This window comes from Arthrobacter sp. MDT2-34-1 (assembly GCF_059091365.1).
In genome coordinates this window covers 2,106,868-2,126,327 of sequence record NZ_JBNHGO010000001.1, presented here as the reverse complement: position 1 = coordinate 2,126,327, position 19,460 = coordinate 2,106,868, and the positions used below count along the sequence as shown (strand labels likewise).

Annotated in this window: 20 protein-coding genes; 13 read left to right on the top strand and 7 right to left on the bottom strand. The window is 66.4% G+C overall.

Annotation, left to right across the window (positions count from 1 at the left end; all coding sequences use genetic code 11):
- Window positions 1-53: 53 nt before the first annotated feature.
- On the top strand, window positions 54-893 hold the full coding sequence (locus tag AC5RVV_RS09970) for a PhzF family phenazine biosynthesis protein (RefSeq protein ID WP_494001157.1): 840 nt from the start codon (window positions 54-56) through the stop codon (window positions 891-893).
- A 10-nt stretch (window positions 894-903) separates the two neighbouring features.
- Here AC5RVV_RS09970 and AC5RVV_RS09965 read toward each other — a convergent pair whose 3' ends face one another.
- Both AC5RVV_RS09965 and AC5RVV_RS09960 read right to left on the bottom strand, forming a co-directional pair.
- A complete protein-coding gene (locus AC5RVV_RS09965) occupies window positions 904-1,341 on the bottom strand; it encodes a DUF1801 domain-containing protein (RefSeq protein WP_494001156.1) in 438 nt (145 codons plus the stop codon).
- A 94-nt stretch (window positions 1,342-1,435) separates the two neighbouring features.
- Window positions 1,436-2,224 (bottom strand): hypothetical protein, encoded by a 789-nt coding sequence (locus AC5RVV_RS09960; RefSeq protein ID WP_494001155.1) that lies wholly within the window; start codon window positions 2,222-2,224, stop codon window positions 1,436-1,438.
- Between the two features lie 493 nt (window positions 2,225-2,717).
- Here AC5RVV_RS09960 and dnaB point away from each other — a divergent pair, with 493 nt between their 5' ends.
- Complete coding sequence (gene dnaB / locus AC5RVV_RS09955) at window positions 2,718-4,085, top strand: replicative DNA helicase (protein WP_494001154.1); 1,368 nt, start codon at window positions 2,718-2,720, stop codon at window positions 4,083-4,085.
- Here the strand turns inward: dnaB and AC5RVV_RS09950 are convergent.
- On the bottom strand, window positions 4,082-5,089 hold the full coding sequence (locus AC5RVV_RS09950) for a M20/M25/M40 family metallo-hydrolase (protein ID WP_494001153.1): 1,008 nt from the start codon (window positions 5,087-5,089) through the stop codon (window positions 4,082-4,084). The two genes, dnaB and AC5RVV_RS09950, sit on opposite strands and share 4 nt — an antisense overlap.
- Window positions 5,090-5,287: 198 nt before the next feature.
- Here AC5RVV_RS09950 and AC5RVV_RS09945 point away from each other — a divergent pair, with 198 nt between their 5' ends.
- From AC5RVV_RS09945 to AC5RVV_RS09920, 6 genes are all read left to right on the top strand, one after another.
- Entirely contained in the window at window positions 5,288-6,460 is a 1,173-nt protein-coding gene (locus AC5RVV_RS09945; protein WP_494001152.1) for a cytochrome P450, read from the top strand.
- Complete coding sequence (locus AC5RVV_RS09940; protein WP_494001151.1) at window positions 6,457-6,651, top strand: ferredoxin; 195 nt, start codon at window positions 6,457-6,459, stop codon at window positions 6,649-6,651. The genes AC5RVV_RS09945 and AC5RVV_RS09940 overlap by 4 nt, the downstream gene beginning before the upstream one ends.
- Window positions 6,648-7,835 carry an NAD(P)/FAD-dependent oxidoreductase gene (locus AC5RVV_RS09935; protein WP_494001150.1) on the top strand — a complete coding sequence of 396 codons (1,188 nt, stop codon included), beginning with the start codon at window positions 6,648-6,650 and terminating at the stop codon, window positions 7,833-7,835. Before AC5RVV_RS09940 ends, AC5RVV_RS09935 begins: the two co-directional genes overlap by 4 nt.
- Window positions 7,835-8,449 (top strand): TetR/AcrR family transcriptional regulator, encoded by a 615-nt coding sequence (locus AC5RVV_RS09930; RefSeq protein ID WP_494001149.1) that lies wholly within the window; start codon window positions 7,835-7,837, stop codon window positions 8,447-8,449. Before AC5RVV_RS09935 ends, AC5RVV_RS09930 begins: the two co-directional genes overlap by 1 nt.
- Window positions 8,450-8,540: 91 nt before the next feature.
- Window positions 8,541-9,314 carry a hypothetical protein gene (locus AC5RVV_RS09925; protein ID WP_494001148.1) on the top strand — a complete coding sequence of 258 codons (774 nt, stop codon included), beginning with the start codon at window positions 8,541-8,543 and terminating at the stop codon, window positions 9,312-9,314.
- 284 nt (window positions 9,315-9,598) lie between these two features.
- On the top strand, window positions 9,599-10,081 hold the full coding sequence (locus AC5RVV_RS09920) for a class F sortase (protein ID WP_494001324.1): 483 nt from the start codon (window positions 9,599-9,601) through the stop codon (window positions 10,079-10,081).
- Window positions 10,082-10,242: 161 nt separating this feature from the next.
- Here AC5RVV_RS09920 and AC5RVV_RS09915 read toward each other — a convergent pair whose 3' ends face one another.
- Window positions 10,243-11,259, bottom strand: coding sequence for an SDR family oxidoreductase (locus AC5RVV_RS09915; protein WP_494001147.1), 1,017 nt, complete (start codon window positions 11,257-11,259; stop codon window positions 10,243-10,245).
- Between the two features lie 405 nt (window positions 11,260-11,664).
- Here AC5RVV_RS09915 and AC5RVV_RS09910 point away from each other — a divergent pair, with 405 nt between their 5' ends.
- Window positions 11,665-12,162 carry a hypothetical protein gene (locus AC5RVV_RS09910; RefSeq protein WP_494001146.1) on the top strand — a complete coding sequence of 166 codons (498 nt, stop codon included), beginning with the start codon at window positions 11,665-11,667 and terminating at the stop codon, window positions 12,160-12,162.
- A gap of 314 nt (window positions 12,163-12,476) precedes the next feature.
- Here AC5RVV_RS09910 and AC5RVV_RS09905 read toward each other — a convergent pair whose 3' ends face one another.
- From AC5RVV_RS09905 to AC5RVV_RS09895, 3 genes are all read right to left on the bottom strand, one after another.
- The gene (locus AC5RVV_RS09905) at window positions 12,477-13,133 is read right to left on the bottom strand and encodes a 4a-hydroxytetrahydrobiopterin dehydratase (RefSeq protein ID WP_494001145.1); all 657 of its coding nucleotides are present in this window, start codon (window positions 13,131-13,133) and stop codon (window positions 12,477-12,479) included.
- 194 nt (window positions 13,134-13,327) lie between these two features.
- Window positions 13,328-14,059, bottom strand: coding sequence for a hypothetical protein (locus AC5RVV_RS09900; RefSeq protein WP_494001144.1), 732 nt, complete (start codon window positions 14,057-14,059; stop codon window positions 13,328-13,330).
- A gap of 280 nt (window positions 14,060-14,339) precedes the next feature.
- On the bottom strand, window positions 14,340-15,038 hold the full coding sequence (locus AC5RVV_RS09895; protein ID WP_494001143.1) for a histidine phosphatase family protein: 699 nt from the start codon (window positions 15,036-15,038) through the stop codon (window positions 14,340-14,342).
- A gap of 203 nt (window positions 15,039-15,241) precedes the next feature.
- Here AC5RVV_RS09895 and AC5RVV_RS09890 point away from each other — a divergent pair, with 203 nt between their 5' ends.
- From AC5RVV_RS09890 to AC5RVV_RS09875, 4 genes are read left to right on the top strand one after another with little or no spacing between them, the layout of a single operon-like run.
- Window positions 15,242-16,213: a glucosyl-3-phosphoglycerate synthase gene (locus tag AC5RVV_RS09890; RefSeq protein ID WP_494001142.1), complete on the top strand. Its 972-nt coding sequence runs from the start codon at window positions 15,242-15,244 to the stop codon at window positions 16,211-16,213.
- Window positions 16,214-16,216: 3 nt separating this feature from the next.
- Entirely contained in the window at window positions 16,217-17,344 is a 1,128-nt protein-coding gene (locus AC5RVV_RS09885) for a glycosyltransferase (protein ID WP_494001141.1), read from the top strand.
- Window positions 17,341-18,357 carry a Gfo/Idh/MocA family protein gene (locus AC5RVV_RS09880; RefSeq protein ID WP_494001140.1) on the top strand — a complete coding sequence of 339 codons (1,017 nt, stop codon included), beginning with the start codon at window positions 17,341-17,343 and terminating at the stop codon, window positions 18,355-18,357. Before AC5RVV_RS09885 ends, AC5RVV_RS09880 begins: the two co-directional genes overlap by 4 nt.
- Window positions 18,358-18,404: 47 nt before the next feature.
- Window positions 18,405-19,457, top strand: a complete 1,053-nt coding sequence (locus tag AC5RVV_RS09875; RefSeq protein WP_494001323.1) for a zinc-binding dehydrogenase — start codon at window positions 18,405-18,407, stop codon at window positions 19,455-19,457.
- Window positions 19,458-19,460: the final 3 nt, after the last annotated feature.

Genomic DNA, 19,460 nt, shown 5'->3' with positions numbered 1-19,460 from the left:
GGGTCCGTCCAGGACCCGGCCTGCAGCGTTTAACGCCCGGTACGCTGGAGGACGTGAGCACACATCAGTTCAGCCAGGTAGACGTCTTCGCCACCGGCCCCTGCACGGGCAATCCGCTGGCGGTCGTCTCGGGTGCCGGCGGCCTCAGCGAAGAGCAGATGCAGCGCTTTGCCAACTGGACCAACCTTTCCGAGACAACCTTCCTCCTGCCGCCCGAAAACGCTGCAGCCGACTATCTGGTCCGGATCTTCACGCCCAGCGGCGAGCTGCCCTTCGCGGGCCACCCGACGCTGGGCACGGCCTACGTCTGGCTCGCCGCCGGCGGGCAGCCGGAGGCGGTCGGAGAGATTGTGCAGGAATGCGGCGCCGGCTTGGTCAAGGTCAAGCACGACGGCGGACGGCTGGCTTTCGCTGCGCCGCCCCGGCGGCGGACCGGGCCGCTTCCCGAGGAGAACGTCGCGAAGATCTGTGCCGCGCTGGGGATTGGACGCGACGACGTGATCCGCCACCAGTGGGCGGACAACGGCCCCGAGTGGCAGGCCCTGCAGTTGCGGGACGCCCAGGCCGTCCTCGACGTCGTGCCCGACTATGCCGCCCTGTCACCGTTCGGCGTCGGACTGATCGGCGCCCATCCCGGCGGCTCCGCCGTCGACTTCGAAGTCCGCGGGCTCATGGGCTTCGAAGACCTGCCGGCGGAGGATCCGGCGACCGGCAGCCTGAATGCCGCGCTGGCGCAGTGGCTGATCGACGAGGGAGCGGCACCCGCTGCGTACACCGTTCGGCAGGGAACGGCGCTCGGCCGGGACGCCCGGGTCTACATCGACTCCGACGGCGGGGAGGTCTGGGTCGGCGGGACGGTAGAGACCGTGATCAGCGGGACAGTGGAGCTCTGACCCGCCCGCCCTAACGCTGGCCCTGCAGGGACTCGTGGTCGGTGGTGGTCATGTGCCTGTAGCCGAGCTGGACCAGTTCCCTCAGCACGTCGAGGTCGATGTCAGCGAGCTTGTTAATGTACAGGCACGCGGCGCCGGTTTTGTGCTTGCCCAGGCGCTCCAGCAGCGGCGCGGAGCCGGGCGCGTACGTCAGGCCGTAGAGGGCCAGATTGGCCTTCCGCGGCGAGAAGCCCACGGCGGCGGCGTCACCCTCGCGGCCGCTGGCATATTTGTAGTGGTAGCTGCCGAAGCCGATGATCGAGGGGCCCCACATGACCGGCTCCTCTCCGGTCACCTCCCGCATGAGGCGCAACACGGTCTCGCCGTCCCGGCGCCGCACGGGGTGTTCTACCGACGCAAGGAACACGTCGACGGGTACATCCGTGGGTGCAGTCTTGTTCTCGGCCATGGCTGAAGTGTTCCAGAAAGCCCTGCCCGCTGCCAGCACCGCCAGGGGTCCGGGATCGTTGCGGCGCCGCTAGGGGTTGGGTGCGGGCCTGTAGCTAGGGCTCCTCGTCGGGCTCGATCAAATCCACGAATTCATGGGCCTCCGCCTCGGTCGCCTCCGAGTGCTCTAATAGCAGACGGACGGCGCCGTCGCGATCGCCGCCCAGGGCAGCGGTGCGGATGCGCTGGAACACGGCGTCGTTCAGGCGGGTGCTGGCCACCTCCCTGATGGTGTCGCCCTTGGACACGATGGCCCGGTACCGGTATCCGGCCGGCTCGGGAAGCGGTGCGGGAGCGGTATCCGCCGGCGGCACGACCTTGTCCGCGGGGTATGCGGGGGCCGTCGCTCGTGGCTCCTCGTCCTCCGGCAGGTCCGCAGCGGCTGCCTGACGCGGTGCCTCGTCCTCCGGGTGAGCCGGGTGCGCCTCCAGGTGCCCCTCGTCCTCCGGGCGCGCCGGGTGCGCCTCCAGGTGCCCCTCGTCCTCCGGGCGGAGTGTAGGGGCGGCATCCTGGCGGGGTGCCGTGTAGGGCTGCGGGTGCGCGGACATCTGCGCGACGGCGGAGGTAGCCTCCCGGAGCCCGGCACCGGTGGCGGTGCGGTATTCCCGGATCGCAGCAAAAGCCTGCCCCTGCGCGATCAGCGCGTAGACGGCTGTGTGTTGCTGCTGGTTCAAGCGCCCGCTGGCCGCCGCGGCGGCCTCCCGGGTCGTGGCAGCTGCCGGCCTCGCCGACGAGCCGCTCCCCGGGCGGGGCCCGCGGGCTTTGTTACGCGCAAGCAACCGCATAATTACCAGGCCGATCACGACCACCAGTACGGCGATGAGCAACGGCACCACAAATTCCATACTTGAATCGTACGTCCCGGACCATGGCCCGCGCGCCAACAGCCTTCGAAAGAGGGCATCACAGCCCTGTAATTCCAGGCTGTGGATAACCCGTGGATAACTTTTGCCTTACGCGTCTATTCCGAATCTGTCAACCGCAAAAATGGCGGGGAAATCAACAGCAAACTTCTTTTTGTCCACAGCCCGTGGATAGCGTTTTCGCAGGTCAGAGTGGGGTTACTCGCGAGTCAACTATTGTTTCCACAGCTCTGCGCACAGCCTGTGCACAAGACACGCCCACTGATCCACATTTTATCCACAGGGGGAGTGGATAACTCGCTTGGTGGGAAGGGGGAAGGGGGTTACCGTTGCGGAGTATCCCACTCGCGGCCCGCGCGCTGAATTGGAGTCTGCGCGCCCTTGGCGGTCCGACGAAATCGTCCGATCCGGCTGGTAGTTCTAAATCTGAGGGGGATGCGGTATCCGGTTCGAGGAGCAAAGAAAGCAGGCAGCGGTGTCGTTAGCGCACGCGGATTCGGCAACAGGTCGGGACTCCGAATTCGGCCGCACGCCGCCGCAAGACCTCGTGGCCGAGCAATCGGTCCTGGGCGGCATGATGCTCTCCAAAGACGCCATCGCCGACTGCGTTGAAGTGCTCCGCGGCGTGGACTTCTACCGCCCCGCCCACGAAAGCGTCTACGAGGCCATCATCGACCTCTACGGCCGCGGCGAACCGGCCGACGCCGTCACCGTTTCCGACCTGTTGACCAAGCGCGGCGAGATTTCCCGCATCGGCGGACCCGCCTATCTGCATACCCTGATCCAGTCCGTGCCCACGGCCGCCAACGCAGGCTTCTACGCGGAGATCGTCCGGGAACGTGCCGTGCTCCGCCGCCTGGTCGACGCCGGCACCAAGATCGTTCAGCTGGGTTACTCGCAGGACGGCGAAGTCGACGCCATCGTCAACCAGGCCCAGGCCGAGATCTACGCCGTCGCCGAGCGCCGCACCGCTGAAGACTACGTCCCGCTCAAGGACATCATCGAAGGCACCGTCGACGAGATCGAATCCGCCGGACACCGCGGCGAAGGCATGACCGGCGTGCCCACCGGCTTCTATGAACTCGACGAGCTCACCCAGGGCCTGCACGGCGGGCAGATGATCGTCATCGCGGCCCGGCCGGCCGTTGGCAAATCCACCTTCGCACTGGATTTTGCGCGGTCTGCCGCGATCAAGAACAACATGACCACGGTCTTCTTCTCCCTGGAAATGGGCCGGAACGAAATCGCCATGCGCCTCCTCTCCGCGGAAGCCACCATCGGCCTGCAGGACCTGCGCAAGGGCACCATCAAGGACGAGCAATGGGGCAAGATTGCCACCACCATGGGCCGGATGAATGACGCGCCCCTGTTCATCGACGACAGCCCCAACATGTCGCTGATGGAAATCCGCGCCAAGTGCCGGCGGCTCAAGCAGCGGCACGACCTGAAGCTGGTGGTGCTCGACTACCTCCAGCTGATGTCCTCCGGCAAGCGCGTCGAATCCCGCCAGCAGGAAGTCTCGGAGTTCTCCCGTGCCCTCAAGCTGCTCGCCAAGGAACTCGAAGTCCCCGTCATCGCGCTCTCCCAGCTGAACCGTGGCTCCGAGCAGCGTACGGACAAGAAGCCGATGGTTTCCGACCTTCGCGAATCCGGTTCGATCGAGCAGGACGCCGACATGGTCATCCTGCTCCACCGCGAGGACATCTACGACAAGGAATCCCCGCGCGCCGGCGAAGCCGACGTCATTGTGGCCAAGCACCGTAACGGCCCGACCAAGACCATCGTGGTCGGCTTCCAGGGCCACTACTCACGCTTCGCCAACATGGCGGTCGAGCACGGCTAGCAGCCGTAGGGTCTCAGCCCACTTGCCGTTTGCGACCTTTGGGGAGGGGTTCTATCGGTGCCCGCTGGCTTGAGGGCGCGGTGGTCGTGGGCCAGGCGGGTGGCGGCGTGGGTGATCGCCTCGGTCATCAGGCTGAGCACCTTCAGATCGACGTTGCTGAGGTCGTCGCCTGGCCGGTGATAGTTCGGATCGCAGGGCCGCTTGGCGGTGCCGCCGAAAAGGCGGGCCTGTTTGGTGGTTTTCTTCTCGTCGTCTCCGGTGTACAGCCCGCCCACGGCGACACCCTTTTTGACGAAAGACAACTGATCCGAGTCCATGTCCCAATCGGTGGCGACCCAGGGCTGGTCCCGGGTGTCGAAGTAGTCAGTGAAGACGTCCATGATCTCGGTCGAACCTTCGGGCACCTCGTGATGGTGCTTGGCGTCCCGTGCGTCATAGACGCCGATGATGGGGTTGGGCGAGGCGATCATGTCGAAGTTCAAGTAGGCGGCGATCCTGTCGAGTGCCTCGCTGTCGCGCTTGGCCAGCTGCTTGACGTAGTGCCGTGACCCGTATTCCTTCTTGTACTCCTCGGCGCCCCACCAGGCGAAACGCACCTTGTTGCTGAGGCCCTCCTGCCGCCCGAGTGCTTTGGCGGCCTCCAGCACGGCCGCCACCCCGGAGCCGTTGTCATTGATCGCCGGACAGCCGGGCACCCCGTCGAGGTGGGCCCCGAGCATGATCACGTTCTCGTCGCTGCCGGATGCGGTCTCGGCGAGGACATTGAAGGTCTCGATCTGCTCGCCGCGGTGTTTGAAGGTGAAGTACTGGCGCGTGCTGCGGTAGCCGGCACTCGCGAGTTGGCGTTCGACGTACTGGGCCGCGGCCTCGTACCCGGAGGTGCCGGTCGCGCGGTCGCCGTGCTCCTCGGCCAGAACCTGGAACTCCTCTAGATGCTCGTAGGCGGCGGGAACCTTGCCCGGTGGGATCACGAGGCCTGATCTCAAGCGCCGGCTCAGCTTCATATCGTCCTATCCAGTACGACCCGGAGACGGCAGTCTACCCTCCTCTCCGTGATGCACAACATAATTTCACTTGACACGCTGTAAAGATAACGGGCAGACTGTGTTCCACGCCTCACTGCCGAGGCGCGGCTCTCGAAGCTAGGCGTCCGCATCGTCCGCTTCCGAACCCGCACCCAGGACGATCAAAAGGAGCACACCGTGACCACACCGATCGAAGCAGACATCGACATCTGGGACGATGACGTCCTCGTCGACCCGTACCCCACCTACGCCGCCCTGCGCGAACAGGCCGGCGTCGTCCGCCTGCCGAAGAATGACCTCTACGTCCTGACCCGCTACGACATCATCCGCGACGCACTCGCCGATCCAGAGACGTTCTCCTCCACCAGCCTTGGCTTTAACCCGATGGTGAACGAGGCGCTGCAGGGCACCTCGCTCGCCTCGGACCCGCCGACGCACACGCAGCTGCGCGCGACCCTGTCGGAGAACCTCACGCCGCGCGCCCTGCGCGGACTGAAGGTCACCATTGACGAAAAAGCGGACAAGCTCGTCGCCGAGCTCGTCGCCAGCGGCAGCTTCGAAGCCATCGACTCGCTGGCACGTGCCTTCCCGCTCGAAATCGTCGCCGACCTCATCGGCTTCAGCGGCCATGTCAAGGACAACATGCTTCGCTGGGGGCAGGCCGCGATGCAGGTCCTCGGACCGATGAACCACCGCACCCAGGAGAACTTCCCGATCGCCGGCGAGCTCTACGGCTGGTGCTCCTCGGTCACCGCCGAGGACCTTGTACCGGGGTCGATCGGTCGCGGCATCTTCGACGCCGAGACCCGCGGCGACATCCCGCAAGGAGCCGCCGGGCACATCATCCACCAGTACCTGGGCGCCGGCGTCGACACCACGATCGCCTCCATCGGGAACATCGTCGCACTCTTCGGCCGCTACCCTGAGCAGCTGGAACTCGTCCGCCAGAACCCGGAGCTCGTGCCCGCAGCGTTCGCCGAGGTGCTGCGCTACTGGCCCCCGATCCACATCTGGGGCCGGACGGCGACCCGCGACGTCGAGATCGATGGAGCAACCGTTCCCGCAGGAGCCCAGCTGGGCATCCTGTTCGGTGCCGGCAACCGCGACCCGCGGCACTATGAGAATCCCGACGTCTTCGACGTCACGCGCAACCCGGTGGACCATCTCAGCTTCGGCTACGGGCCGCACGGGTGCGCCGGCCAAGGCCTGGCGAAGCTTGAGGCCCACGCGATCATCGAGGCCCTGGCCCGCCGGGCGAAGGTGTTGGAGATTGGAGACGAGGTCCGCGTGCCCAGCAACATCACGCGCAGCCACGAACGCCTCGACGTCGTGAAGGCGGTGGCAGTGTGAGGATCGAGCTTGACCGCCCCCGCTGCGAAGGACACGGACTCTGCGAGGAAGCCGCGCCCCAACTCATGCACCTCGACGACGACGGCGAATTGGTGATCGACGTCCCCATGGTCGACGAGGCGGAGCTGGCCGCTGCGAAAGCCGCGGTACGGGTGTGCCCGGTGGCCGCGCTGCGGTTGGCGGAAAAATGACCCTGCGGCGGATCGTCGTCGTCGGCAACGGCATCGCCGGGCTCACCGCGTGCGACTCGCTGCGTTCGAATGGGTTCGACGGCGAGTTGACCGTCGTCGGGGCCGAGCCGCGCCACCCGTACAGCCGCCCGGCCCTCTCAAAGGCGCTGCTGCACGGCGACGGCGGGCTGCAAGCCCACGAGCTGCCCGAGCCAACCCACGAAGCGACAGACCTCCTCGGGGTCAGCGCCACAGGCATCGACCCGGAGGCGAAAGTCGTCCGGACCGACGGCGGCGATGAGCTGCCCTACGACGGCCTGGTCATCGCCTCCGGTTCACGGGCCAAGCGGCTTAGCCCGAGTCCGCTGTCAGAGGGCGCTCCCCGGGAGCTCACCCTGCGCACGCTCGAGGACGCGGTGGCGCTCAAACAGTGGGTCTCGGGCCGCCCCTCGGTGATCGTGGTCGGCGGCGGACCCTTGGGCATGGAGATCGCGTCCGGCTGCCTGCACGTCGGCTGCGACGTCAAGCTGGTCTCCGACGTGCAGCCCCTCTCGCGGCAACTCGGGGACCACCTGTCCGGGATCTTCACTGCCGCCGCCGCCCGGCGCGGGCTGCGGTTCGTCAGCGGCAGCAGGGCGCGACTCATTGACTCCGGCTCGGGGGCGCGGGTTGCCCTTGCCGACGGCACTCGGCTTGAGGCGGACCTCGTCGTCACGGCCATCGGCGACGAACCGAACATCGAGTGGCTGACCGGTTCGGGTCTCCTTGTCGACGGGGCGCTGCGCGTCGATTCACGCGGTCGGGTCCGGCCGGACGTCGTTGCCGCCGGCGATGTGGCGTACTTCCCGACCGGCCGCGGCGTGGGGCGGGTGCCGTTGTGGACCAGCGCCATCGATCAGGCCAAGGTCGCGGCTGCCGGCCTGCTCAACGGCGACGCGGCGCCGGAGCTCGACTTCCAACCGTACTTCTGGACCGAAGGATTCGGACTGTCCCTCAAGGCGATCGGCTTCACACCCGTGACCGGGGCGCCGGACTACTTGGAGCCGGGCGGCGAACCCGACTCGATGCTGCTGCGCTGGGACAACGCGGACGGCGGCCCCGGAACCGCGGCGGCGATCAACTACCGCATCCCCATTCCCAAATTGCGCCGCCTCGCCAATGTAGGTTCGTCGGCGCTGCAACCGGCTACGCCGGCGAAGTCTTGATGCCGTCGCTGCGCGAAGCCCAGAAACAGCTGACCCGCGACCGTATCGTCGAACGGGCGCTCGAACTCTTCATCGACAAGGGATACGCCGCCACGACGATCGACGATATCGCCGCCGCTGCCGGCACCACCCGGGTGACCTTCTACGCGTACTACCCCTCGCGGAGCGATCTGATGAGGGACTTCATGGCCCGGGTGAATGCGGTCCTTGACCGCGCCGCCGGACCTGACCACGCATCGACGGCCCCCGAGCTCGTGGACGTAATCCGCGTGGGCGAGCCAGCGGGCATCCTCGACTGGCTCGAGTCGCGCGCGGCACTTTGGCCCGTCTTCCGCCCCTACCTGGATGTCCTCGACGAGGCTGCCGCCGTCGACCGCGAAGTGCGGGCCCTGGTCATGGGCTGGCGTGAGGAAGTAGTCTCCGACCTCGTCCGCGGCATGCAGCAGGCCGGCCGCTTCTCGGAGGAGACGCACCACGTCCGCGGAACGCTCGCGTTCACCCAGCTCAACTACGTCTCCACGCTCTGGACGAGCCGCGCCTCAGAACCAAACCGTGGCCAGGCGCTCGGGGTCCTCGCCGAAAGCTGGTACCACCTGCTCGGCGACGCAGGCTGAGTAAAGACTTTTCAGATCGACGGCATTGGATTAGGGTGTGACGCACGGGAGAACCGTAAGCACCCTTACTATTTTCTGAGAGGCCTACATCATGAAGGCACAGACTCTTCTCATTGCCCCTGCCGTCGCGATTGGCGCGATGGCTTTCGCGGCCGGGCCGGCCGTAGCCCAGGACGGCGTGTGGCAGGCTGACCTTGCGCCGGCCAACAACAGCGGAACCGCCGGACAGGCGATGATCGAGATACACGGTCAGCAGGCAACGGTCAGCATGAACGTCTCGGGCGCCGCGGAAATCTGGATGAACGCGCCGTTCCCGCACGGCCAGCATATTCACATCGGCGGCCAGGGGTTGTGCCCCGGGCCGGCAGCAGACACCGACGGCGACGGCGTCGTCAGTTCACCCGAGGGCGAACCTTATGCCGGTGCCGTCAGTACCTCGCTGACAGTCCAGGGGGACACCAGCCCGGCCTCGATGGTGGCAACCGACCGCTTCCCCGCCGGCGGAGCCTACACCTATGAACGGACCCTGACCCTGGATCCGGCAACAATACAGGCGATCCAGGCCGGAACTGCAACGGTGGAGGTCCACGGCGTAGACCCGAACAGGCTCCCTCCGGCTGCCCAGCAACAAATGAGCCCTGAAGCCCCCGGGCTGCCGCTGGCCGCCACACTTTCCGCGGCCTGCGGAACCTTGGTTGCTTCCCAGATGACCGGGCCGATGCCAGGCGGTGCCCCCGACACAGGCGTCGAGACCCCCGCGCAAACAGACGGAAGCGCGATGTCCCTCGCCGCAGGTCTGGGGGTTCTGCTTGCTGCAGGCGCTTCGGTGGCCGTCGCACGCAGGCGTTCCGCTCCCAAGGACTGACCGGCGTGAAGACGGCACGGACAGGGCCACCCTTCTTCGCCGGGCTGGCCCTTGTCCTGGCCATGAATGCGGGGTGCGCTGCACCCTCCGCTACCGGGTCACCACCCCCACCCTCCGCACCCTCGGCCTCAGCACCCTCGACCTCCGCACCCTCGGGCGCCGCCGTCGAGCAGGCCCCCCGCCCGGCCCAAGGGCGTGACCCGGGGGAAAAGCCGGAACAGGCTGACAAGAAAACAGCCGCGCCCCAAGCCGCGGTTCCCGCTGCCGGCGGCGATTCCCTCGTGATGGAGAAAGCCAGGCCTACAGCGTTGAGCATTCCCCGGATCGGGCTTAGCAGCAACATCATCGACCTCGCACAGCAGGAGGATCGCACCTTGGAGGTGCCGCCCGAAGAGGCCGGTTCCCCGGCAGGGTGGTACATCAATTCCCCGACGCCGGGGGAAAGGGGGCCCTCGATCCTCCTGGGTCACGTCAACGCCTTGGGCGGGGGCCCGGGCGTTTTCGCCAGACTGCAGGAACTGGTACCCGGAGACGAAGTCAGGGTGGAGCGCGAGGATGGCACGACGGCGGTCTTCCGACTGACGGTCATCAAGCGATATGCCAAAGACAACTTCCCGGCCCTGCAGGTGTACGGGAATACCAAGCAGGCAGAGATCCGGCTCATCACCTGCGACGGGTACAACCCGCAAAGCGGCAGGTTCGAGGACAACCTTGTTGCCTACGGGAAACTCATCGCCGCCATCCCAGACGCGGGGGACAAGGGCTGAACGTGCTGGCAACTGCCCGCCACCGTTCCGACCCATCACCGAAGACCAGCCTTGACCGAACGCCCGCCCCTTCCGCCTGCGGCTTTTCAACACACACTTGAATCGCGGTCCTCGCCCTGAGTTCCGCGTCGAGGCGGCCGCCTGCCGATGCGAGGGTGAACTTAAGGGATCCGCGTTCCTGGTCCACCGGAACCAAGGTAGCGCCGGGCAAGCGTGCTGGTGAGCTTTCCGGCGGCGGTGAGGACGAGCAGGGTGGCGCCTGTCCTGCGCAGCGCGGTTTTTCTTCTTCCGTGCCAGCCGCCTCCCGTTGCTGGCTTTGGGTGCGAGGGCTGCGGCGAGTAGAGGTTTCCCGCGGTCGTGGGCGCCGGCTCGCTGCGCGAAAGATGTGTCCTGTTAACCTGGGCCGCCATGGCGCCTTCCATCAAGCGCGGGGTGAGCCTGTGCTGCAAGGCCATGACCCGTCCAAGCGGTCCGACGACGGCTTCCGCGCGAGGGGAGACCGCCAGCGCGGTGATGGCTTTGGCAACCCGTTCCGCCGTGTACACCGGCGGCATGGCCAGGGCCTTGCGGCCGGTGTAGTTACCGGCGTGCTGGAAGAACGGGGTGTCGATGGTTGCCGGCAGAAGCGTGCAGACCCTGAGGTTTTTCCTGCCGGTGAGCCGCAGTTCCGAGCGCAGGCTAACGCCCAGGGCGCGGATGGCGGCCTTGGACATCGAATAGGCGGAGGTGTAAGGCTGGGCGATTTCCCCCACGACGGAGGAAACGTTGATGACCACGCCCGCGCCCTGCTGCTGCATCTGCGCTAGCGCGGCCCGGCACCCGTGCACGTAGCCCATCACGTTGACGTCGATGAGGCGCCGGAAGTCCTCGACAGGTGCCTTCAGGAATGGAGCGAAAAAGCTAACCGCGGCGTTATTGACCCAGACGTCGATTCTGCCGAAGCGTGCTACCGCGCGGTCCGCGAGTTCCTGCACGGCGGTTGCGTCGCTGACATCGGTCGGCACTGCCAGTGCTTGCGCCCCGCGACGTTCGCATTCGGCGGCAAGCGTTTCCAAAGCCTGAGTCCGGCGGGCCGCGAGCACGACGCGGGCGCCCTTCCGGGCGAAACGCAGGGCAGCGGCGCGGCCTATTCCGCTTGACGCGCCGGTAATCACAACGACGGAATCCTTGATGCGCATCGAAGCTCCTCCTCGATGTAGGCCCGATGCCCACTATGGGCAACTCTGGGTTCCAAAGCCTGTGTTTATAAGTATGCTTACGGTTTCGGTAACTCGCTAGCCATGGCTTTCGCGGTCCGCAGGGGAGGCCCTGATTATCGGACTTTTGGTGTGGCCCGCGGCGGGGTCATGGCAAGGGTGGCGGAAGCCCCTTGAGGGCCGGGCGTGGTGTGATGCTGGCTGCCTCTTGTTGCGCTTCCACGGGAAGGGGCAGACCAGCAACGGCAATCTGCGGGGTCCGCCAACCAAGAGGGTCGCCGGCTCCAGGCGCACCGTCTAAGCTGAGGCCATGCCGGGCCAGAGCAGGCATGGCCCAGCCCTGACAATTTTTTGCCCATTCGGCGAAGAGAAGCCTGGAGGACACCAATGGCCGCCTCGCACCGATTCAGTGACATCTGCCGCGCGGCCGGCACCGGTGCTTTGGCCGGACTCATCGGAGCGGGGGTGATGACGGTAGGAGAGAAGGTTGAGCAGGCGATCACCGGCCGTCGGAACTCCTACGTACCTGCCCGCGCCCTGCTGACCCTGCTCGGACAACGGCCCGCCAACGATGCCAAGCCCTTCCTGTGGAACCACCTGATGCATTACTGCACCGGTGCCAGCCTCGGCGCCCTGAGAGGAGTGTGGGCCGCCACGGGCATTCGCGGACTGCACGCCAATATATGGCACACCGTGATGCGACTGGGCCTTGACCAAACAATTGAGAACGCCACCGGTGCCGGGTCACCACCAAAGACCTGGCCCGCCGAGGAGAAAGCCGTGGACGTCCTCCACAAAACGCTATTTTCAATGGTGACCGGAATGGTGGCCGACCGAATGCTGCCCCCGACGTTGGCCTCATCCCGCGGGCGCACCAGTCACTGAATTGCGTTGCCCTGGAACTGTTGCCCTAAGCCTATTCCGCCCATACTCTGAGCTCAACGACAGGAGACAAGTATGGAATTCGCCATCATTGTTGGCATCCTTTGTGCGGCATGTATCGCCTGGGTGGTATTGGGTGCCCGCGCCGACCGCCGACCAGTAAAGGGTGCCCGGGCTCCTGCTAGCACGGATGCAGCCAGCACGGGGGCTTTCGGAGCCACTGCCTACGGCGGAGATGTCGGGGGCGGTGGCGGCGACTGCGGCTGACAGGAAGGTCAGGCTGCCGCCCTTTGCCGAGGCAGCCTGAATTTACGCGTCTAGTCGCCGCGTCCGGCTTCAGTACTGATGCATAGCCGGTTGCCTTGGGCATCAGTGGCAACTACCCACATGGGCGCATGTTCATCATCGAGTGTTGCACCAACGCTTACCAGGGCATCCAGAGTCGAGCTGCTTTCGCTGAAGGGGACGGTGACGTCCAGGTGAAAACGATTCACGCTCGGACGCTGGGACTCCTGGAACCAAATGGCCGGACCCCTGCCATAGGGATCGATCAGGCTTCCGTCTTCGTGCCTCTTGTAGCCCAGTGCCGTCCGCCAGACTTCCGAAATGGCTTCCGGGGCATCTGTGTCTATGGCTATCTCCACTGTTCGCAAGAGTTCCGGGAGGGGCGTGACGCCAGTGGCTTGGGCCTGCTGCGATATTGAACGGGCCAGCGTTACGTCACGCGCCGTCACCCTGTCGCCGGCATCATGCGAAGTGAGCGTGATGAACAATGTGTCGTACCGCCAGTCCACATCAGGGTGGTGGTCGGATTCCTGTGCCAGCCGGCCAATGGCGGAAAGCAAGTCCAAGGCAGCTGCGGATGATTCGCATCTCACTGCGGTCCGCAAAGCACCCAAACCATAGCGCCATTCGGGCAACTGGAGCAGATTTGCTTGGATTTGCTCCTGGCTTAGGACATCTCTTGCTGGCATGATTTTTCCTCCGCGTTTCGAGTTAGAGCGTGAGACCATCCAAGGTATCTGGAATGCCGGAGGGCGCGCTTTCCAAATCTGCTTGGGTGCCGTTCTGACCTCGTCACCGGGTTTGCTGTGTAACGATATTCGGAGCCCGTCGTTAGGTTAAGGTGGCCCATTCAGGTCATATTCTCCTTTATGCAGATGGTTGGTTACTCGCTTTGGGCAAGCGCGTCGTTGACGAGTTTGATGAGTTCGTCCTGTGCTTCTTCCTCGATGTCGACTCCGATTTTCACTGCGGTGGCCGCGAGGGATCCTTGCGTTCCAGCTACGGACATGACCTTCTGGCTTTGCCCGTTCGGCAACTTCTGGGTGGTGATGGAGCCGAGGGACTGCTCACCGTCTGTGATCACGTCCAGTGGGGTGATCTTGCTGCTGATTTTCTGTCCTTCCGCTTCGATTTCGAAGTCGGCGCACTGCTGCATGGATTCTTGTGCTTGTTCGAGCTGCTCGGCGACGACTTGCGGGTCTTTGACGGCGACGAGGGTGATGACGGTCTGAGACTTTTCTTCGGCTGAGTGGCTGGCTCCGGCGGCGTAGGTGCTGCCATCGGGTATCCGGGTCTGTTCGGTCGCGAACATGGAACAGGCTTCAGGGGTAATGGTCGCGTTCGCCAGCAATTCCTTCGCGGCCGTGAGTCCCTGATCCATTTGTGCCGCCGGAACGACTGAAAGTTGTTGGCCCTGCGCGTCTTCCAGACCCGCGATCACTTCCTTGAGGTCGTCGTTGGTGTATGTTTTGGCCGCCGAGGTGGTCTGCGGTGATTGGGCGGTCGGGGACGTGGCCGGCTCGGCGGTCCCTTCCGGGGCTGCTTCACCTCCGCAGGCTGTGAGCATCAGCATTGCGGACAGGAGCACTGCGTAAACCCCGGTTGTGCGTGCCATTCTTACCGTCTCCCTCGGTTCGCCGGTCACACCGGCCGTGGACGTGCCGGCATGATGCGCGGCGTAGGGCGTATTCTCCGCTGGCCCTCTTATAAAAAGCTTGTTCCAGCATTCACCCCGTCCAAAGGGAAGCCTGCGGAGGCCAGCGGGACTTGCTGGATGCTGCGCCGAGAAAGCTATTCCACATACAGGCAACAGTTACGCGGAGGCACCATCGGCCAACCAGCGTGCCGCAGTTGCGCAAAGACGCCGGATGGTGCGATTCGGCTCGGCCGGAATCCTACCCCTGGCCATCGTGTTCGGCCGGCATTTCGTCTGCCAGTGCCGAGGAGGGATCGGGCAGGGTTTGGGCGTTGTAGTCGACGACCTGCCACCCGCGGTCCGGGTGCTTTTCCAGCACCGTCCAGGCGCAGTTTGCCATGCCGGCAAACATGTCGCGCATGTGGGCCGGTGCATCGAAGAAGGCCAACAGCCCGCTTCGGAGCGCGGCACCGTGCCCCACCAGGACGCCCGTGCCGCCCCGGGCAAGCTCCGCGGCGGCGTCCTGCAAGACCGACTTCATCCGCCCGTTGACTTCGGAGGGCAGCTCGGCTCCGGGAACCCGGTAGTTCTCCTCGCTGAAAAACTTCTCGTAGATGCTCGGATGCTGTTCCCGGAACTCCGCAAAGGTGGTGCCTTGCCTGATGCCCACATGGTACTCACGCAGCCGCTTGTCCAGCACCGGTTCCAGCCCGGTTAACGCGGCCAGCTCTGCAGCAGTGTGACGGGCGCGTTCCAGGTCGCTGGACCAGATGAAATCGGGTTGGAACGTTGCCAGCAGCCGGGCAGCCTGCTTGGCCTGGACCCGGCCGGTCGCATTGAGCGGGATGTCGGCATGGCCCTGGGCCTTTTCCAACACGTTCCAGTCGGTCTGGCCGTGCCGCCACAGCACCAGGCGGGGTCGATGGACACGGCCGCCGGCGGGGACCTGCTGCTGCATCAATTCTCCTCACTGCCGCTGCCTCGCGCAGACTTTGCGGACCCGTCTGCACCGGCATCCGCAGCCCTTTCCGGGGGCCGGCCGTCCCTGCCAATCTCGCGGAAACTATTCACAGGGCAGGATCCGGACCCGTAGGCTTCGACTTGATCCTACCGACAGCCGGCCTTGGGGGATGAACCGGCGCTCGATGAGAGGAAGCCGGAATGCGGGCAGACGTTCTGGAGTGGTTCTCCGCGAAAAATTATCAAGGCAAAAGCTTCGACCGGCACGACCTCGTGAAGCGCAAGGCCGGCCAGCGGATCAGCGTGGTGCTTCCGGCCAAGAACGAGTCGGCGACGGTCGGGTCGATCGTGACCGCTTTGCGCAGGGAACTTGTCGAGGCGGTACCGCTGCTGGACGAGATCATCGTGATCGACTCCAACTCCACCGACGACACCTCCGCCGTGGCCGCGGCCGCCGGCGCGAAGGTTGCCCACCAGGACCTGATTCTGCCCGGCACCGGATGCACTCCGGGCAAGGGCGAAGCCTTGTGGAAATCCCTGGCCATCTCCAGCGGCGACCTCTTGGTGTTCATGGACTCGGACCTGCGCCGGTTCGATGCACAGTTTGCCGTCGGATTGATCGGCCCCCTGCTAACCGATCCGCGGACCCACTTCGTCAAGAGCTACTATGACCGGCCGCTCGACGACGGGGTCAAAATCATGCCGGCGGGCGGAGGCCGGGTCACGGAACTGGTGGCACGCCCCCTGCTGAACCTGTACTGGCCCGAACTGGCCGGGATCGTCCAGCCGCTGGCCGGCGAATATGCCGGCCGGCGCAGCCTGCTCGAACGCATACCCTTCGTCTCCGGCTACGGGGTGGAAACCGGCATGCTGATCGACGTGTTGGAAGCCGTGGGCCTGGACGGGATGGCCCAGGTGGACCTGGGCGAGCGCTGCCACCGCAACTCCACAGACGCCGAGCTGGCCCGGATGGCCCTGCAGATCCAGCTCACCGTGCAGGCCCGGCTGCACCGCCGAGGCCTGGCCCCGGCTGCCCCTCCCGCCGTCGAACTGACACAGTTCATGCGCCAGGGGGAGGACTACGTCGGGCAAACCTGCACCGTTGAAGTGTCCGAACGTCCGGCGATGCTGGACTTGGGCCAGTACCGGCTCGCGACCGGGCACGTGGCCTAAGCCGTGCGGATCCTCATCAACGCCGGCCCCTGGTTGCCTGTTCCGCCCCACGGGTACGGGGGCATCGAAACGGTGGTCGCCACCCTGATTCCGGAGTTGCGCCGCGCCGGGGTGCATGTCACCCTCGCCACGGTGGGTCCGAGCACCATCGAGGCCGACGCCTACCTGTGCCCGCTCGACGAACCCCAGTTCGCCTCGATCGCCCTGCCCTATAACCAGGTCTCGGGCATCGCCCACGCGCATATGCACGGCGTTGTGCAGGCCATGTACGACGGCGGCGCCTGGGACCTGGTGCACGACCACCTCGAGGTGGTGGGACCGGCTGTGTTCGCCGCCATGGGATCGGCTGCGCCGCCGGTGCTGCAGACCCTGCACTGGGATCTGGCCAAGCACAGCGCGTTCTATTCGTCCTTTAACGGCCGCGGCCGCATCCGGTTCGCGGCGGTCTCGCAGTCCCAACTGGAGCGCGCACCACTAGCGCTGCGACGCCAGACGATCGGCGTCGTCCCGCTGGCCGCTCCGCCCGCCATGGATGTCCACGCACAGAAAGCCGGGCACGCCCTGGTGCTGGCCCGCATCACCCGCGACAAGGGGCAGGACACCGCACTCAGGATCTGCCGCCTGGCCGGCCTGCCGCTGGTACTCGCCGGCCCGGTCGCCGGAATCAACGACCCGGCCGAGCTGGACCGCCGGCTGGCCGCAGGGGACCCGCACCTGGCCTCCCACCCGGACGCCAGGTACTTCCGGGAGGAGGTCCGTCCGCTGCTCGACGGCGGCCGGTACCGCTGGATCGGCGGGGTCGAAGGGGAGGCGAAGGAACACGTCCTTCGCTCGGCCCGGGTGCTGCTGGCCCCCAACCGGTGGGCCGAACCCGGAGCCACCGGGGTAGTGGAAGCCCTCTCCCGCGGCATACCCGTGGTGGGGACGCCGCTGGGAGTGTTGCCCTCGCTGGTGGACCACGGCCGCACCGGTTTCCTCGCCGCCGATGAGCAGGACATGGCCCGGTTCCTGCAGGAACTGGACAATATCCGCCCACAGGACTGCATCGACGCGGCAGCGGCATGGACACCCGAGGCGATGGCTGCCAGTTACCTGCGCCTGTACGACCAACTCATCCAGGAGGCCACATGATCGTGAAAGTAGCCTTGATCGGGGCCGGCTCCGTCGGGCGGCGGCACGTCGGCGTCCTGCAGGAGCTTGGCGCCCGGATCACCAGCGTCACCGACGCGCATGCGGCTGCGGCGGAGAAGCTGGGGCGTGAAGTGGACGCCCCGGCCTTCACCGACCCCGAGACGGCCCTCGACCACACGGAAGCGGACGCCGTCTACGTGTGCGTTCCGCCGTTCGCGCACGGGCCCGGTGAACGGGCCGCGCTTTCCAGGGGACTGCCGCTGTTCGTGGAAAAGCCGGTGGGCCTGGGCCGGGAAACCGCGGAGGAAATTGGAGCGCTCGTGGAAGCGGCCGGCGTCGTCACCGGCACCGGCTACCACTGGCGCTGCATGGACGCCGTCGGACATGCCCGTGGCCTGCTTGCGGAGGCCCCGGCCCTGCTGGCCAACGGCTACTGGCTGGACAAACGGCCGCCGGTCCCGTGGTGGGGGCGCATGGACCGCTCCGGCGGTCAGGTGGTCGAGCAGCTCACCCACGTCCTGGACACCGCGCGCTTCCTGCTCGGCGAAGCCGTGGAGGTCTACGCCGCCGGGGTGCGCGGGACGGAGACCGGGCATCCGCCGGTCGACGGATCTGGGCCGGAGCCGGACGACGTCGACGACGCCACCGCGGCCACCGTCCGCTTTGCCAGCGGGACCGTGGCCACGCTGGCGGCGACCTCGGTGCTGGCCGCCAAACACCGCGCGGCTCTGCACATCGTGAGCCGAGGCCTGTACCTTGAGCTGTCCGAGGCCGGCTTGAGCAGTTTCGACGGCACGTCGCGCACGGACCTGGGCTGTGCCGAGGACCCCCGCATCGCGGTCGACCGGGAATTCATCCAGGCAGTCCGCGGCGAACGGGAAAGCACCCGCGCACCCTATGCCGAGGCCCTGCGCAGCCACCGGCTCGGCTGTGCCATTGCCGAATCGGCCCGCACGGGGCTGCCGGTGAAGCTGCCCGAAGAGCGGCCGGCCACGGCAGGGGCAGCGCGATGAGGAACCGGCGCAATCTCGTCATTCCTGCGGCAGGAGCCTTGGAGATTGTGGAGGAGCAGCTGCCCGAAGTCCCCGACGGCGGGCTGCTGCTCGAAACCCTCGTCACCGGCCTGTCGGCCGGCACGGAACTGGCCTTCGTCAAGGGCGACCACCCCGGGTTGCGGTCCCGCCTGGATCACGAGCTCGGCCTGTTCCTGCAGGACTCGGCCGAGGCCGCCTATCCAATCCGCCGGCTGGGCTACATGGAAGTCGCCCGGGTCGCCCAATCGCGCACTCCGGCCTTCGCCGAAGGGGACATCCTCGCCACCGCCTATGGCCACGCCACCGCGCATGTGGCCGACCCGCTGCGCGAGCATCTGGTGCCGCTGCCCGACGACCTTGACCCGCTGCTGGGCGTCTTCGTCGCACACTTCGGGCCCATCTGTGCCAACGGCGTGCTGCACGCGGCGGCAGATGAAACCGGCGGCCAGGTCCGCGCGCTCGGCGACGGCGTGGACGGCCGGCTGGTGCTCGTCACCGGCGCCGGGCCCATCGGGCTGGTCACCGCCCTGTTCGCCCGGTCTCTCGGCGCGCGCGAAGTCGCCGTCGCTGACTCCGACCCCCGCCGCCGGCAGCTGGCCGAAGAGCTGGGCTTCCTGGCCCTCGACCTGAATGACGACCCCGGCAAAATCTTGAAAACACGATGGCGCCACGGTCCCGGGGACCGTGGCGCCGACGTCGTCTTTCAATGCCGGGGTCGCCCCGAAGCGCTCCACGCCGCCCTCCGCGCGGCCCGCCCGCAGGGAAGCATCATCGACCTGGCCTTCTACACCAGCGGGGCCGACGCCGTGCGGCTGGGCGAGGAATTCCACCACAACGGGCTCAACCTGCGCTGCGCGCAGATCGGCAGGGTGCCGCGCGGACTCACGGGACAGTGGGACCGGGCGCGGCTCTCGGCCGAAACCATCAAGCTGCTCGGCACCCACGGTGACACAATCCGCAAGCACCTGATCTCCGACGTCGTACCCTACGAAGACGCGCCGCTGCTAATGCACGACGTCTCCCGCCGCCGACGGCACGTCCTGACCGCCGTCTTCGCCGTGGCCCCCGCGTTCCTGTGAGCA

Excerpts from the sequence above, each read along its gene's own strand:
- AC5RVV_RS09950 (WP_494001153.1), bottom strand. The coding sequence starts at position 5,089 with ATGAAGCTGAGCCGGCGCTTGAGATCAGGCCTCGTGATCCCACCGGGC.
- AC5RVV_RS09880 (WP_494001140.1), top strand. The coding sequence starts at position 17,341 with ATGATCGTGAAAGTAGCCTTGATCGGGGCCGGCTCCGTCGGGCGGCGG.
- AC5RVV_RS09920 (WP_494001324.1), top strand. The coding sequence starts at position 9,599 with ATGGAGAAAGCCAGGCCTACAGCGTTGAGCATTCCCCGGATCGGGCTT.
- AC5RVV_RS09900 (WP_494001144.1), bottom strand. The coding sequence starts at position 14,059 with ATGGCACGCACAACCGGGGTTTACGCAGTGCTCCTGTCCGCAATGCTG.
- AC5RVV_RS09960 (WP_494001155.1), bottom strand. The coding sequence starts at position 2,224 with ATGGAATTTGTGGTGCCGTTGCTCATCGCCGTACTGGTGGTCGTGATC.
- AC5RVV_RS09895 (WP_494001143.1), bottom strand. The coding sequence starts at position 15,038 with ATGCAGCAGCAGGTCCCCGCCGGCGGCCGTGTCCATCGACCCCGCCTG.
- AC5RVV_RS09915 (WP_494001147.1), bottom strand. The coding sequence starts at position 11,259 with ATGCGCATCAAGGATTCCGTCGTTGTGATTACCGGCGCGTCAAGCGGA.
- AC5RVV_RS09910 (WP_494001146.1), top strand. The coding sequence starts at position 11,665 with ATGGCCGCCTCGCACCGATTCAGTGACATCTGCCGCGCGGCCGGCACC.
- AC5RVV_RS09930 (WP_494001149.1), top strand. The coding sequence starts at position 7,835 with ATGCCGTCGCTGCGCGAAGCCCAGAAACAGCTGACCCGCGACCGTATC.
- AC5RVV_RS09905 (WP_494001145.1), bottom strand. The coding sequence starts at position 13,133 with ATGCCAGCAAGAGATGTCCTAAGCCAGGAGCAAATCCAAGCAAATCTG.
- AC5RVV_RS09890 (WP_494001142.1), top strand. The coding sequence starts at position 15,242 with ATGCGGGCAGACGTTCTGGAGTGGTTCTCCGCGAAAAATTATCAAGGC.
- AC5RVV_RS09925 (WP_494001148.1), top strand. The coding sequence starts at position 8,541 with ATGAAGGCACAGACTCTTCTCATTGCCCCTGCCGTCGCGATTGGCGCG.
- AC5RVV_RS09935 (WP_494001150.1), top strand. The coding sequence starts at position 6,648 with ATGACCCTGCGGCGGATCGTCGTCGTCGGCAACGGCATCGCCGGGCTC.
- AC5RVV_RS09965 (WP_494001156.1), bottom strand. The coding sequence starts at position 1,341 with ATGGCCGAGAACAAGACTGCACCCACGGATGTACCCGTCGACGTGTTC.